Source organism: Bradyrhizobium sp. USDA3010, assembly GCF_056429065.1.
In genome coordinates, this window is the sequence record NZ_JBWJZD010000001.1 from 264,983 (window position 1) to 280,458 (window position 15,476).

General features: G+C 63.2%; 10 protein-coding genes. 5 read left to right on the forward strand and 5 right to left on the reverse strand.

Annotation, left to right across the window (positions count from 1 at the left end):
* From AC066Y_RS01125 to AC066Y_RS01135, 3 genes are read left to right on the forward strand one after another with little or no spacing between them, the layout of a single operon-like run.
* Complete coding sequence (locus tag AC066Y_RS01125) at positions 1 to 2,052, forward strand: FUSC family protein (RefSeq protein WP_478272284.1); 2,052 nt, start codon at positions 1 to 3, stop codon at positions 2,050 to 2,052.
* Positions 2,049 to 2,255: a DUF1656 domain-containing protein gene (locus AC066Y_RS01130; RefSeq protein ID WP_106323233.1), complete on the forward strand. Its 207-nt coding sequence runs from the start codon at positions 2,049 to 2,051 to the stop codon at positions 2,253 to 2,255. Before AC066Y_RS01125 ends, AC066Y_RS01130 begins: the two co-directional genes overlap by 4 nt.
* Complete coding sequence (locus AC066Y_RS01135) at positions 2,252 to 3,118, forward strand: efflux RND transporter periplasmic adaptor subunit (RefSeq protein ID WP_478272285.1); 867 nt, start codon at positions 2,252 to 2,254, stop codon at positions 3,116 to 3,118. Before AC066Y_RS01130 ends, AC066Y_RS01135 begins: the two co-directional genes overlap by 4 nt.
* Before the next feature lie 80 nt (positions 3,119 to 3,198).
* Here AC066Y_RS01135 and AC066Y_RS01140 read toward each other — a convergent pair whose 3' ends face one another.
* Both AC066Y_RS01140 and AC066Y_RS01145 read right to left on the reverse strand, forming a co-directional pair.
* The gene (locus AC066Y_RS01140; RefSeq protein WP_478272286.1) at positions 3,199 to 4,062 is read right to left on the reverse strand and encodes a tetratricopeptide repeat protein; all 864 of its coding nucleotides are present in this window, start codon (positions 4,060 to 4,062) and stop codon (positions 3,199 to 3,201) included.
* A 37-nt stretch (positions 4,063 to 4,099) separates the two neighbouring features.
* Positions 4,100 to 4,753: a FecR family protein gene (locus AC066Y_RS01145; protein WP_478272287.1), complete on the reverse strand. Its 654-nt coding sequence runs from the start codon at positions 4,751 to 4,753 to the stop codon at positions 4,100 to 4,102.
* A 400-nt stretch (positions 4,754 to 5,153) separates the two neighbouring features.
* Here AC066Y_RS01145 and AC066Y_RS01150 point away from each other — a divergent pair, with 400 nt between their 5' ends.
* Positions 5,154 to 8,861, forward strand: coding sequence for a DUF5801 repeats-in-toxin domain-containing protein (locus AC066Y_RS01150; RefSeq protein ID WP_478272288.1), 3,708 nt, complete (start codon positions 5,154 to 5,156; stop codon positions 8,859 to 8,861).
* 69 nt (positions 8,862 to 8,930) lie between these two features.
* On the opposite strand, the gene AC066Y_RS01155 is transcribed toward AC066Y_RS01150, so the two are convergent.
* Positions 8,931 to 10,700, reverse strand: coding sequence for an alkaline phosphatase family protein (locus tag AC066Y_RS01155; protein WP_478272289.1), 1,770 nt, complete (start codon positions 10,698 to 10,700; stop codon positions 8,931 to 8,933).
* 303 nt (positions 10,701 to 11,003) lie between these two features.
* Between AC066Y_RS01155 and AC066Y_RS01160 the strand changes: the two genes are divergently transcribed.
* Entirely contained in the window at positions 11,004 to 12,434 is a 1,431-nt protein-coding gene (locus tag AC066Y_RS01160) for a cytochrome c peroxidase (protein WP_478272290.1), read from the forward strand.
* Positions 12,435 to 12,443: 9 nt separating this feature from the next.
* On the opposite strand, the gene AC066Y_RS01165 is transcribed toward AC066Y_RS01160, so the two are convergent.
* Positions 12,444 to 13,112 (reverse strand): hypothetical protein, encoded by a 669-nt coding sequence (locus AC066Y_RS01165; protein WP_478272291.1) that lies wholly within the window; start codon positions 13,110 to 13,112, stop codon positions 12,444 to 12,446.
* Positions 13,113 to 13,274: 162 nt separating this feature from the next.
* Positions 13,275 to 15,332, reverse strand: a complete 2,058-nt coding sequence (locus AC066Y_RS01170; RefSeq protein WP_478272292.1) for a phospholipase C — start codon at positions 15,330 to 15,332, stop codon at positions 13,275 to 13,277.
* Positions 15,333 to 15,476 lie beyond the last annotated feature (144 nt).

Genomic DNA, 15,476 nt, shown 5'->3' on the forward strand with positions numbered 1-15,476 from the left:
ATGCGCGCGGAAGAGCCGTTCCTGGTCCGCCACGCGGACCTCATCTTCGCGTTGAAGACATTCGCCGCGTCGATGCTGGCGCTTGTCATCGCATTGGCGATCGATCTGCCGCGGCCCTATTGGGCGATGGCGACGGTCTATATCACGTCGCAGCCGCTGGCCGGCGCGACCAGCTCGAAGGCGTTCTTCCGCGTGATCGGTACCCTGGTCGGCGCGAGCATGACGGTCGCCCTGGTGCCGAACCTGATCAATGCGCCGGAGCTGCTGTGCCTCGCGATCGCGCTCTGGGTCGGACTGTGCCTTTATCTGTCGCTGCTCGACGGCACGCCGCGCAGCTATGTCTTCATGCTGGGCGGATATACCGTCGCATTGATCGGCTTTCCGTCGGTCGCCGATCCGGGCAGCATCTTCGATGTCGCGCTGGCGCGGGTCGAGGAGATCTCGCTCGGCATCATCTGTGCGAGCCTGGTGTCGACCGTGGTGTTCCCGCGCAGCGTTGCGCCGGCGGTCGGCGGCCGCATCAGGAGCTGGCTGTCGGATGCGCGCCGCCTCTCCCGCGACGTGCTGCTCGATCACGGGACCAGCGAGACACGCCGGGCCCAACGCCTTCGCCTTGCGACCGACATCGTCGAGATCGATACGCTGGCAACCCATGTCGCCTATGACCGGCTGGCCGATGCCGGCACCGCGCGTGGCCTCGGCGAGGTCCGGCTGCGCATGCTGATGCTGTTGCCGATCATCACGTCGATCGAAGACCGGCTCGCCGCGCTCGGCGAAGCGGCGCTGCAAAGGCAGCCGGAGCTGCGGCGCCTGATCGGCGATCTCGCCGCATGGATCGTGGACGAGGATCGCCAGCGGCAATCCGGCAACGAGATCCGCGCTGCGATCGCCGAGCGGCAATCTAGCCTCGACGGCCTTGCGCCGCGCGAGCGCATCATCACGATCAGCCTGCTGCTCCGGCTCCGCGAGCTCGTCGACATCTCGGCCGACTGCCGCGCAATCGGCGATGCGATTGCCGCAGGCCGGGATATCTCCACCGTCCCGCTGGCGTTCCACCCGGAATCGGGCGCCGCGCCGGTCCGTCACCGCGACCACGGCATGGCGCTCTGGTCGGCCGCGGGGGCGGCGGTCGCCATCCTGATCTGCTGCGGCCTGTGGATTGCGACCGGTTGGGCCGATGGCGCCTCGGCGCCGATGATGGCGGCGGTCGCCTGCTCCTTCTTCGCCGCCCAGGATGAGCCGGCGCGCAGCATCCGGGCCTTCGGCCTGTTTTCGCTGGTCGCGATCGTCGTCGTCGCGATCTATCAGTTCGCGCTGGTGCCGGGCATCTCCCATGTCGAGGTTCTGATCGCCGCGCTGGCGCCGACCTTCCTGCTGTACGGCTTCCTGATCGCGCGGCCCAAAACCGCGCCGATCGGCATGGCGCTCGCCGCCAACACCGCGACGCTGCTGGCGCTGCAATCGACCTACAGCGCCGATTTTGCCAGTTTTGCCAACACGTCCGTCGCCTTCTTCCTCGGCGTCGTCATCGCCGAGATCGTGACGCGGGTCGCGCGCGGCGTCGGCGCCGAATGGATCGCCAAACGGCTGATGACGTCGGGCTGGCAGACGCTTGCGGTCGCGGCGGAGCGGCGCGGCCACGGCGATCGTGCGCAGTTTGCCGGCCTGATGCTGCATCGGCTCGGCCTGTTGGTGCAGCGCATCGCCTTCATCTCCGAGAGCGACCGCCGCGATGCCGACAGCCTGGTCCAGCTGCGCATCGGGCTCAACATCATCGACCTCAGGCGGGCCCGTTACGGCCTCGCCGCATCGACCGTGCGTGCCATCGACGACATGCTGGACGACCTCGCGGCGGCGTTTCGCGCCCATGCGGACGCGGCGATGCCGACCGCATTGCTGTCCTGCATCGACGCGGCGCTGACCGCGGTCGTCAAGGATCCCAATGAACGCCCGCGGGACGATGCGTTGCTCGGCCTGGTCGGCATCCGCCGCGGCCTGTTTCCGGATGCGCCTGCGTATCGATCGCAGCCCGAGGAGAGTTTTGCTGCATGAGGTATGAGCTCGACATCTATGGTGTCCTGGTCCCGGCGCTGCTGCTGTGGCTCATCATCGCCTATGCACTGAGCGCGGGAATCAGCCGGATCATGCAGCGCTTCGGGCTCTACCGGCTGGTCTGGCACCGCGCGCTGTTCAACTTCGCACTGTATGTCTGCCTGCTCGGCGTCGTCGTCTATCTCTCGGAGTTTCTGCCATGAAGGGGAATTTCGCCTGGCTCGGCCGGGTTGCGCTGACCGCGATCGCGCTCGTCGCTGCGCTCGCCGTCGCTCACGCGCTCTGGGTCTACTATATGGAGTCGCCATGGACCCGCGACGGCAGGGTCCGTGCCGACGTGGTTCAGGTTGCTCCCGACGTCTCCGGCTTCGTCACCGACGTGCTGGTCAAGGACAATCAGCAAGTGCATCGCGGCGATATCCTGTTCCGGATCGATCGCGCGCGGTTTGCCCTGGCCTTGCAACAGGCCGACGCTGCGGTCGCCGGCCATCGCGCGACGATGGATCAGGCCGACGCCGACCTCAAGCGCTACAGCACGCTGACCACCGATGCGGTGTCGCAGCAGAAGCAGGAGCAGGTCCTGGCCACCCAGCTCCAGGCCAAGGCCGCCTATGACCAGGCGGTCGCCGATCGCGCGGTGGCGCAGCTCAACCTGGATCGCAGCGAGGTGCATGCGTCGGTGAACGGCACCATCACCAATATGGAGCTGCGGCCTGGCGTCTACGTCACCGCGGGCAAGGGCGTGATGGCGCTGGTCGACAGCGATACGCTGCATGTGGAAGGCTATTTCGAGGAGACCAAGCTCGCGCGCATCCACGTCGGCGACAAGGCCCAGATACGGCTGATGGGCGAGCCGGTCCGGCTCACCGGCCATGTCGAGAGCATTGCGGCCGGCATCGAGGATCGCGACCGCGGGCAAGGCGCGAGCCTGCTCGCAAACGTCAATCCGACCTTCAGCTGGGTCCGGCTCGCACAGCGCGTCCCGGTGCGCATCGCGCTCGATCACCTGCCGGATCGCATCGCACTGGTCGCCGGCCGTTCGGCCACGGTCGAGATCATGGACTAGCCGGCCGGACCGACCGACCGCATTCATCGGGACGGCATCAAGCCGGTTCGCCCGTCCTTCGTCTACGTCGGAAGCGCTCGCTATTGCACGCCGTAGCGCGTGAAGTCGTCAGCGATGCTGCCCTGGATCGCCTTGGCCGCCGAGATGTCGGCATTGCCGCCGGCCTTGTCGCCCTGCTTCAGCTTCGCCAGTCCGCGTCCATAGAGTGCGCTTGCCAGCTTCGGCTCGATGCGCAGTGCGGAGCTATAGTCGTCAATCGCTGCGCGGAGTTCGCCGGTCTTCAGATAGATCAGGGCGCGCGAGTCGTAGGTCGCGGCATTGGCCGACCCCGATTGCAGCGCCTTGTTGCAATCTTGCAGCGCCTCCTGCAACGCGCCGAGGATGGCCCGGCTCCAGCAGCGTCCGTTCCACACGCCGTCGAGGTTCGGCTCGAGGCGAATGGCCTGATCGTAATCCTGCACGGCGCGGGCATATTCATTTTTCTTCAGGTAGGCACCGGCGCGGTTGGCAAAGGCTTCGCCGTAGTTCGGGTTGAGTCGGATGGCCTGATCGAACGCGTCGGTCGCGCGATCGTATTCGCGCTTCCTGAAGTAGGCCACGCCGCGGTTGTTGAACGGCTTGGTGTAGGTTGGATTGAGCTCGATGGATCGATCAAAATCCCCGATGGCGCGGTCATAGTCTTCCTTGGCGGCGTAGGCGTTGCCACGGTTGTTGTAGGCGATCGCAAGGCCGGCCGGCGTCATGTCCTGTGCCGCATCGATCAGCGCCGTGCATCCGTCAATGCGCGCGTCGACGGGCGCATGGTCTCGGCCGCTGCACAGTTCGACGTTCCGCAGATAGCTGTCCTTTGGCTTCGGCTTCTGCGCGACCGCCGGCAACGCAAAGAGCGCAACGACAGGCAATATCAGGCTGACAATTGCGCCGGCGGTTGCACAAGATTTCATGTCGGCCCTTGCTTCCTCGAAAAGGCCCACGCCTGGCCTAGCATCCTCGACAGATGTTTGGATTGAATTTGTGGAGGATGTTTTGCTCAGGTTGCTGCGTCGTTCGTATCCCGGTCTTTCTGACCTTGCTCTTGCCCTCTTCAACGAGCGTCGCGAACTTCACGGTTCCATCCTCGGATATTTCGATGCGCGGCGTGGTGCCTCGAATTCCCATCGTCGCGGCTGGCGTGTCGATCTTCATGTCACCGGTCTTCGCGACATTGCCGGCGACGAAGGTGAACGTTCCATTGGCCAGCTTGAACAAGGTCGAGTTCGACTTGCCGTTCGGGTCGTACACAAATTCGGTCATCGCCATCTTGGCGTTGCTCGACAGATTGAACGAGGTGCCATCGGTGAAGTTGATCCCCACCCGACCATCGGCTCCGGTTTGCACCACATCGCCCAAATAGACGGGGTCGCCAACCTGCGTCTGCGGCGGTTTGTCGGGCAGCCCTGCTTGAACGACGACTGCACCCGCGTGCTCGATCGTGACCGAACCGGTGGCCGTCACGACTCTCCCGATGAATTTCAATGGAGAATTCTGGACTGCGGGCTGCGCCGGCTCGGTTTGCGCCTGCACCTGGCCGGGCGCGAGGGTTGCGAGCGCCAGGACGAAGCCTGCAAGCAATTGAACAAGCAAATGGATGCGCACGATCCCCTCCTTTGAGAAGATTTCGTCGTGTCGCAGCGCGATGGTAACCGGACCGTCGGGCCGAGACCGCAGGACCTGGAGTGCCAATTGAGTTGCCGCGGACAGGCCTAAGTACCTGACGCGGTTAGACTAAAAATTAATAAGTAGACAATTTGCTTGGTAACTATACTATTAATTTTGCGGGGCTGCACGCGCGATAAAGGACAGCTGTTCTGCCATTTTCGTAAGGCTCCGCGCAGCACTGGAATTCAATTTTCACTACCGAATTTAGTTTCAATCAGGACGTTTCGGCGGGCAAGCCTATGGCTGCTGACGCGAGTATTTTTCACCTCGCGGCGAGCCAAACCAAAAAACTACGGCAACCGCGTTCCGTCTGAATTGCTTAGCAGGCGAAAAGCCAATGTCAGTTGCGTCCGGCGTCGAGTTCGGGGGCGTGTGCGTGGCCGCTTTGGGCCAGCCGCCCCGATTGATCGGCAACATTGAGACGGCGATCGGCTGCGGCACTATCAGGCGTGCAAGCGGCATCGCGGTTCGCGGCGCGATTGGCGACCCCGTTCGCGAGGGTGACGTCATCGAGGTCGCAGCCGGCGGTCGGATCGAGATATGCTTGATCGATGGCAGGGTGCTCGACGTGCCAGGCGGCACCTGCCTCGAGCTAAATGGGTGCGCGCAGGACCCTAGCGACATCGCGCAACCGGGCCTGCTCGCGAAGACCAGGGGCATCTTCCGTTCCATTGGCGGTTGGCTGGCAAGGTCGGACACCCCCACCGCGGCGGCCCCGTCGGTGGGCAACATTCGAGCGGGCGGCTTCGGCACGCTGTCGCTCACCGCGCTGACCTTCTCGCTCCTGGAGGACGCCCGGGCTGCGGAGCCGAACGTCACGTTCCTGGACGACGACAGCATCAGCTACAAGGACCTCCACCACGGCGTGTTTGAGCTCGTGACCAAGGAGGCGATCCCCCGGCACATCATTGTCGAGGATCCCGGCGAGACGATCATCCTGAGCAAAAGAGGGTCCTCTGTCGGCGTAAGCCATGTCGCGAATTCCCCTGCGCACATGGAGGAATTACGGGAGGCCCAACAGGAGGCGCTTGCCAATTTCGAGAAGGGAGCAGGATCAAAAGGGTCCGGCATGCCTGCTTCCGAAGGGTCGCCGTTGCTGCAACCGATCAATTTTCAGCCTGGCGCCCCGCCGCTGACGCAAGATCCGCTCCCGCCCGTGCCGGAGGTTATCTTCGCCACCATTCAGACCTTCAAGCCACCGCCGGTGCCGCCGAGCCTGAACCTCGGAGCCGGGCTCGCAGAAATCGACACGGCGAAATTTGACAACTTCAGTGCAGCGAGCGGGACCTTTTCCGCGAGCAGCAAGAACGGTGCAGTGTCATTCGGCATCGGCGGAGGAATTGCCGGTAACGTGGTGCTGGGTCAGCTGACCTACGACGTGTCGAGCACCGGACAATTTGGCACGCTCTACCTCAACAGCGCGACGGGAAACTACACATTCGTTCCGAACAATGCCGCGATCAACGCGCTGAAGGTCAACTCGAGCCAAAGTTTCGTTATCACCGTATCGGACGGCACGCTCGCGACGAGTGAGAGCTTCAACATCACCATTGTTGGTGTCGATGATGCCTCCATCATCTCCGGCGCCAAGGCTGGCGCGGTTGTGGGGGCAGTCGGCGTCAGCGGAGCCTCGCCCGGTCTGCTCATCGCGACCGGCACGCTCACCGACACCGATGTCGACGACCCCGCCAACACCTTCACCGCGGTGAACGTGCCGACGACAAGCGCGGGCGGCCATGGCACATTCACACTAACGACGGCCGGCGGGTGGACCTATACGCTCAACAACGCTGACAGCTCCGTGCAAGCCCTCCACGTCGGCGACACGCTGACCGACAGCTTCACGGTGACCACGATTGGCGGAACCCCGCAGGTGGTGACGATCACCATCCACGGCCCGCTGATCGAGGCCAGACCGGCGCCGTCGCTGACGCTGAGCGAGACGCATCTGACGGCGACGGCGCTGGACGACAACATCGCCGGCTCGGCACCGGACGCCGCGTTGACGACGACCTCTGGCGAGTTCTCGGCGGCATTCGTTACCGAAGCGGGTCTGGCGGTCAGCTACGCGCTGACGATCACCGGCGGCAACGGTGCAGCGTCGGGACTGATCGATTCGCACACCGGCCTCGCCGACGTGCTGGTTCTGAACGGTAACACCATCGAAGGCCATGTCGGCACAGCAAGCGGCACGCTCGCATTCACCATCACGGTCGATCCGGCCACGGGCCGCGTGACCTTCGTCGAACACCGAGCGGTGGAACAATCGTCCGGCACCAGCCCGGACAGCGGCGAAGCGATCGCTTTGGGGACGGGCATTGTAAACCTGATCGCGACGGTGACCAACAGCGACGGCCTGTACCAGGATATAAGCATCGATCTCGGCAAGCAGCTGACGATCACCGACGACGGTCCGCACATTGCGGCGACGTGCACAGCCCCCTCGCTGACGCTGAGCGAGGCGCATCTGACGGCGACGCCGCTCGACGACCACATCGCGGGGTCGGCGCCGTGTGCGGCGCTGACGACGATTTCGGCCGATTTCTCGACGGCATTCACTTCGGTTCAAGGCGCCGATGGCGCGACGACCCACTATGCGTTGGCGATCAACGGCGGTAACGGCACAGCGTCGGGCCTGATCGACTCGCACACGGGCTGCGCCGACGTGCTGGTTCAGCACGGCAACACCGTTGAAGGCCATGTCGGCACGGCAAGCGGGGAGCTGGCATTCACCATCGCGCTTGATCCGGCCACGGGGAGCGTCACTTTCACCGAGTATCGCGCGGTGACGAATCCGTCCTGCACCAGCGCCGACGAAGCCGTGTCGCTGACCGCCGGCATCGTGAACCTGGTTGCCACCATCACAGACAAGGATGGCGATACCCAGAGCGCGAGCATCGACCTCGGCAAGCAACTGACGATCACGGACGATAGTCCGACCATTGGCGGCTTCCCAAAGATCTGCATTGCCAATGAAGACCATCAGTTCGTCAACGGGACCTACGATGTCAATTTCGGCGCGGACGGCGAAGCCGCGATGCTCGTTGCCATCCACAGCGGAGCCGTCGGCGACACGGGCTTCGATCTGGCGACCGCGCAACTGGGCGACGGCGTCACTTCGGTGAACGTCACCGGAAATTGCGACCACTTCACTTTCTATTATTCGACCCACGAGGTGGGCGGCGGAGTCGAACTGGATGCCTATCTAACGGATTGCGGCGGCACGCTGGCGGATCCGTACTTCAAGTTGCTGATCGAACCGGACGGGACCTTCTGCTTTGATCTCAAGAGCGACGATCTGCTGAAGGAGGCCACCGTGACCGGCTCCGATTTCGGCGCCTCGGGTGGCGGCACGCCGTCTCTGACGGCGCCGGATGGCGAGCTCGTCATCACCGGATCCAACAGCAATGGCCATCCGCTCGATGTCAAGGCGTCGAGCAATGGCATCGCGGTCGGCGATACCGGGCTGAGCATGGATCCCTGCGAGCAGTTGAATCTCGCGTTTTCCGAACAGCAGCAGAAGACCAGCTTCACCCTGACCCAGTGGCAAGGTAACGGCACGGCAAGTGTGATTTTCAAGGTTCTGGATGGTAGCGCCCACGTTCACGACTTCTGCATCGATGTTCCAAAGCCGCAAGGCGGCAGCGCCAGCATCGTGGTGCAGGAAACGTCGGATACTTCGCTGATCAACACCGCGGCCTTTGACAACACGACATCGACCTACACGCTCTACGTCGGAAAGGCGTTCAATCAGGTCCAGGTCGATTACGATCATGCGGCAACCGGAAACGCCACCTTCACGGTCAACAACATCACCTATACCGAGAAGACGAGCATCCCGGGCACGAATCTGCTGTTCGATGTATCTGCCGCCGACAGGGACGGCGATTCAGCGACGGCCCTTCTTCAGGTCGATATTCAGGGCCACACGACCTGGACACCTGCCTTCACATTCGCGCCCAGTCCGGAAAGCGCTGCCATGGTCGGCGATAGCACCCACATGACAGCGCTGGTCCCGCAGGTGCAACACGATCTGATCCTGTAAGGGCCCTGAAGCCTGGTGAAGGTCCTGGCCCGCGCCAGAGGTTGGCGCGGGCCAGGATTATTTCTCGGGTCAGTGCCAGCCTTCGCCGGCCTTCAGCGCCGCCGAGAGGCTGCGCACCGGGCGCGTCACCAGCGGATCAAGATCGAAGCGCTTCTCGAGCAGCCGAAGGATCGACGTGGTGTCGAAGTCCTCATGCGCGACGCCCGATTTGTTGAAGCGCTTGGCGATCAGCAGCGCCGGAATGCGGGTGCCCGGGCCCCACTGATCGGCAGCCTTGGCCTCGGCGCCGTGACGGTTGTACGGCGGCGGCGGAACGTGGTCCCACTGTCCACCGAACTCGTCATAGGTGATGACGATCAGCGTGTCCTTGCCATCCGGGCCCTCGACGATCGCCTTGACGAGATCGACGAGATGCTGGCTGCCTTCGGACTCGCTGGTGTAGCCGGGATGCTCGTTTTCCTCACCGATCGGCTTGACGAAGCTGACCTGCTTGAGCCGGCCGTTCTTGGCCGCCTGAATGAACTCCGCTTCGTCCTTCAGGTGATCCCTGCGGGCCTGCGTTCCCGGCGCGTAGCTGGCGAAGTAGTTGAGCGCCTGATGGTGGAACTGGAAGTCCACGTCGGGGCAGTTCGGGAACACAGCGTTGGGGTTGTGGTTCGGATCGGCGCAGGTCGTGCCGGTACCGTTGGTCCAGCCGGACGCGCCGACGTCGCCATTGGCATTCGACCAGCCGCCCGAATACCAGGCCCAGTCGACATGCTTGGCCGACAGCCGATCGCCGATGTTCGGCGTATGCAGCGGCGGCAGGCGCTTGATGTCGGGGGTGCCCGGCGAATAGGGCTGGTAGGTCGGCTGCGTGGTGTTGACCGCATAGTCGCCGCAGGCGAGGCCCGGCGGCAGACCGGCCTGGCTGCACTTGGCGGTCAGCTGCGCATCCTTCACCGTCGCGGTCGGCGTGTAGAGCGGCGTGCTGGTCGGCATGCCGTTGGCGTCGACGATCGAGTGGAAATCATTGGCGCTGCCGTCGTTCAAGGCACCGACGAACTGCGGCGCCGCAGCCGCGACCAGGAACTGGTGGTTGAGGAACGAACCGCCGAAGGCACCCTGGAAGAAGCTGTCGGCGATCACGTAGTTCGGTGCGCCGTGACCATGGAGATAGGTGTAGATCGGCAGCTTCTTGGTGTCGTAGTAGCCCATGACAAGACCTGCGGCGTCGCTGCCGGTCACGTAGCGGTTCTGCCGGCCGCCGTTGAGCTGGTACTGCTCGCTGTAGAAGCGATGCACGATGTCCTCGGTGCAGCCGCCGGGCGCGCCGGTGCCGTTGAGGAAGCCGTGCGCCGCAAAAGACCCGAGCGGTTTCGGGCAGGTGGTTGCCGAGGTCGGGATGAAGTCGTTGATCTCGAACGGCTTGTTCTTGAAGGCGCTCAGGATCGCGACCGAGCCCGTATTGTCGGTGCAGGTCGTCGGCTGCGGCGACGGAGAGGTCAGGTTGACGTCAGTCTGCAACAGACAGGCATAGACGGTCTGGTTGTCTTGCCGGACCTGCAGCGTATGGGCCTGATCGGCGTCGGAGGTCCCATTGACCCGGTCACGGCCGACATCGCCCCAGTGTCCATAGAGGTTATCGAAGCTGTGGTTCTCCTGGTAGATGACGACGATGTGCTTGTACTGATGCACACCTTCATGGCCGCGATCCCGCAGGTCACGCAGTTCGTCCCTGACCTCGTGCTTGAACTCATCAATGATCTTTTCGACCAAATTCTCGGCGTTTGCCACCGGTGAGATGGCAACAGCGCCAGCAACAACTGCGAGCGCCGGAATGGCTCCCCAAAGCCGCATAGTGCTCTCCTGATTCAGAAAGAAATAGAAATGGAGTTACACGCTATGCAAAACACATTTCGCCGGGATGACCGTTTTTCGACGCGCGCACAAACGCGTGAAAAGATGCACGCGCCGATCAATCTTCGTTCTGTCAAATTCAGATCGGCCTGCGTCTCGTTGATCGATCGTCATCAAACCGCAATCAACGGTCGTCTATCCAAACAGATGGTCATTGATCCTGCCGACAGGAAACTGTCACCTCCGTGACATCTTCCGACGTACGGCAGTGCGAATGCATTGTGACAGGGGCGTTTTCTCGCAATGGTTTGGGATATTCTGGCGTCCGGCTCCGGGAAATGTCGTGCGGCATCGGCCGATCGTGGCGTTCGAACCGCACGGGTCGCGCTACTGGCAGTCGTCGTTGCGCTTCTCCCGTCGCGCGCGACGGCATTCCCGCTCGGCGGCGACCAGACCGTGCTGCCGGCCGGCACCGAGTTTTCAGAGGAAGCGCTGGCACGGCCGCGCGAAATCTTTCATTCCGAAGCGATGGGCGGACGCAAGTCCTATCTGGTCAATCTCGGCGATCTCGCGTTCAATTCGCCTTCCATCCTGGGCGGCAAGGCCCGCCAGGCCGAGATGAGCTGCGGCACCTGTCACGTCAACGGCGCGTCGAACCCGAAATTGTTCGTTCCGGGCGCATCCTCCCGCCCCGGCACCTTCGACACAACCAGTCTTGTCTTCAACGCGAAGACGTTCAACAGCATCCTCGATCCGGTCAGGATCCCGAGCCTGCGGGGCGCCCGCTTCCTCGCCCCCTACGGACATGACGGGCGCATCACCTCGCTGCGCGATTTCGTCTATAATGTCATCGTCAATGAGTTTTCCGGGCCACGGCCGAGCGATGCGGTTCTCGACGGCCTCGTCGCCTATATCAACGATATCGATTTCCTTCCCAATCCGAAGATTGCGCCCGGCGGAAGGCTTGCCGCGCAGGCAAGCCTTGCTGAGCGTCGTGGCGAGGCTTTGTTCTTCAAACCGTTCCCGAAGCAGGCCGAGCTGAGTTGCGCCGGCTGTCATATTCCGGCCGGAACCTTCAACGACCAGCTGCGTCACGACGTCGGGTCGGGCGGGCTGGTCAAGACCCCCACCTTGCTCAACGCCAATTCCAATGCGCCGTATTTTCACGACGGCCGCTACGACAGCTACGAACAGGTGGTCGATCATTTCGATCGCGTGTTCGACCTCGAATTGTCGACCCAGGACACGCAGGATCTCGTGGCCTATCTGAATGCGGTCGGCGACGGCGAACGTCCGTTCGACAAGGACGGCGTCGTGCTCCGGATGAAGGAAGTGCTGGAGCTCTCGAGCGTGCTCGAGGTCGCGATCCCGGCCGCCGACACCGCGGTGGTGTCGCTGGCCGTGACCGGGGTCGGCGCCGAACTGCGCGAATTGACCGAGCACATCCCCGACATCAGGAACACCTCGGTCGGCGGCAAGGACGAGCGGCTCGCCGCGCGCGCGATCCTGAAGGATCTCGTTCTGACCTTGCGCCGCATCGACCTCGAGGTCGGCGCCGGCCGGATCGACGAAGCGATGGCGGAATACCGCAAATTTGCCCAGCTGGTGAATTTCGACGTTCCGGTCGCGCTGAAGAAGGCCGAGCCCTGGTCCCTCTTCAACAGCAACGTGCATCAGTCGCACTACACGGCGCTCGGCCGGATACTGCCGGTGACGAGCCAGCAGCCGCAGTAGCGCACGCGCTCACTGCGAGGCCGGCGGCGCGACCCATACGTCGCTCTGCTGGATCCGGCGGATCAGCGCCTCCGGGTCGAACTTGCGCAGACCTGCGGGAATTTCGAGGGTTTGCGCCGGCTGCGGCTCGTCGCGGATGTGATCGGCGACGATCACCGTCCCATCCGCGGTCTTGATCTGCACCGGAAACCCGCGCGCGCGGTCGACCCAGCCAATAAAGCTCAAACCCGACGGCGCCGTGATTCGATAGACGTCGGTGTCGCGCCCCGCGATCGCTTCCTCTCCGTCGCGCTGACAGTGCCATGTCGCGAGATCGACCGGCGCGGACAGCTGCGCCATCGCCAGCCATTGCCGGCAGGGATCGTGCGGATCGACCGGGACGAACAGCTGGGTGAGCGAGCTCGATTGCATGGCCTTCATATAGACGTGTGCGGCCGGGCGGACGAAATAGGCTGCGGGCTTGGCCGTATCGAGCAGAAAGAAGCCGTCCGGCAGCGCGGTTGGATCGATCCGCGCTTTTCCGCCCGAGACCCGCAGCGTTCCCATGGCGGTTGCCATATCGTCCTTCCGCGCGAGGAGGTCGGCGGAAAACTGCTGCGCCGCGGCCGCCAGCGGCACGTTGGCCAGGATGACCATTGCGAACAGGCTGGCCGTAGCGCTCCTGCTGCTCTTCCACATCCTCTTGCACATCCTCTTGCACGTCGTCTCGTGGCGCTTCATCGCATATCCCCGGTCGATCGGCTGGCGGGCCGGCAGAACATGACAGCGCCGACCGAACCAATGGTTCGATCGGCGCCGGCCTCGGATGGACTCAAGACCTCGTCCTGGACGAGAGCTCGATCACTCGGTGTAGGACAACGTGACCGGCTTGCTGAAGTCGAACGCGTCGAACAAGTCAGACAGCGCCGGGCTGTTGGTCGGGACGTACTCGTTGTTCTTCGAGTAGGTCGGGTTCGGCAGGTTGTCGCGGCTGCGGTGCGTGAGCGGCTCGAGAGCCCAGTTGCGCTCGATGAACTTCAGCAGCGAAACGTGGTCGGCGTAGTTGTGGTTGACCTTGCCGCCCGTCGAATAGGGCGAGAGGATCAGGGTCGGAATACGCGGTCCGTCGCCGAAGAAGTCGATCGACTGCGTGTAGCCGGAGTCCCAGTAGCCGCCAGCTTCGTCCCAGGTGATGAAGACCGCGGTGTCGGCCTTCAGCTCCGGATTGTTGTCCAGCGCGTTGAGCACGTTCAGGACATAGGCCTCGAACAGATCAACCTTCGAGCTCTGCGGATGACCGTCGAGCAGACCGTCCGGCTTGCCGAACGACACTGCGGGCAGCGTGTTATGCTGGATCGCCGTGATCAGATCCGCCGTGTCCTTCATGTGAGCCTGACGCACGGCCGGATTGGCCATGATCGAGGTCGCATACTGGAACGGGTTGCAGATCTGGCAGTAGGCAACACCGAGCGCGTGCGCCGGATCGGCGACCGCGGCGGCGCCGAGGTTGGGGTTCGAGGGGTTGGCGGCAACCGCGGCGTTGGAAAGCGCCACGGCGTCGTTGAACGCACCACCATAGAACGCCCAGCTGATGTTCTTCTCGATCAGAGCGTCACCGATCGTACGAACCGACGACGGCGGGACGTTGTTGCCGCCGGACAGCGCGCCGTTCGGCAGATAGCCCGGATTGACGTTGTTGAGCATGTAGTAGTGGTTCGGCTTGCAGTTCGGCTCCGCCGCGTACGGCAGATTGTTGAGGTAGGTGACGATCGGCTTCACGCCGGGCTGGAACACGTCCGAGCAGTTGCTCCAATTGCCGTCGACGGTGTAGCGGTTGACCGAGCCCGCGACCGGGTTCGGGTTGGCGATCAGGTTGGCCGGCGGCGTCACCGGATTGCCCTTGCCGTCGCTCCAGAAGGCCGCATCGCCGGTACCGAGCATGAAGTGGTTCGCACCGGTGCCGCCGTGGAACGACTGGTGGAAGTTGTCGCTCAGCGTGAAGCGGTCGGCGAGCATCTTCAGGATCGGGGCCTGACCTTGCTGGACATTGTAGAAGCCCATCGAGTTGGCCATGCTCTTGTTGGACGCCGAATAGGTCGCCATGACGAACGGGAACAAATCGTTCAGGCAGCCCGAATTGTTCTTCTTGGTGGCGCTGGCGGCGCTGCAATCTTCCTGCTGCCAGTCCTGATAGAAGCGATGGGTCGAGTCGCCGGTGTAGTCGTCGTCGCTGATCTGCTCGCCCTGCAGCGGGAACGGTCCGTTCAGACCGCCGGCGCCGGGAACGCGGGTATCAAGCACACCGGTGGGCAGGCCGCTGAAGCCGGTGGTCAGGATGTCGAGATCGGCCGGGTCCATGTCCTTTTCGACGCTAGCTTCGGCGATCGTCTTGAACGGGGGCGACGTGTCGCCCTGCGCGGTCGGCGTACCGTTGGTGTTCGGCTGCGGCATCAAATTTGTCGCATTGTAGGGCGACTTCGCGATCGCCGGCGCGCCGATGTAGAAGGACGGCTGGCCCGCAACCGAGTACTGCTGCGCCTGCGCAAAGTTCGGTCCCGGCGTTCCATCCTCGTTGACGATGCCCTTCGACAACAGGTTGGAGATGGTCTGCCCCTTGCCCTTCGGCTTGTAGATACCGAAGGTGTGATCGAGGCCGCGGTTCTCACCGATCAGGATGATGACGTGCTTGATCGGCGAAGCGGTCTTGCCCTTGCCGCCGTGATCCTTGTCGTCATGATCGTTGTCATGCTTGACGCGATCAGCTTCCTGATGCGCCTGATGATTGTGATGCGGACGCTTGTCCCAATCACTGTGGCCGCCCGGATAGTGAGCGGCATATGCGGCTGTTGCGACGAGCACCGTTGACGCGATGCAGAGCGCGGTGCTGGTTCGCCAGTGCTTTTTGTAGTTCAAACTCATTGTCGACCTCAGGGTGTTTGCGGTTAGCAACACACACTGCTTAGTGCGACAATATGACGCATGGTTTTCGCTTGCGTGAAAGCGCGCGAGAAATTTCGAAACGTTCAAACATTTTCTATGGAGACACCGGCTGCTGCACGCCGC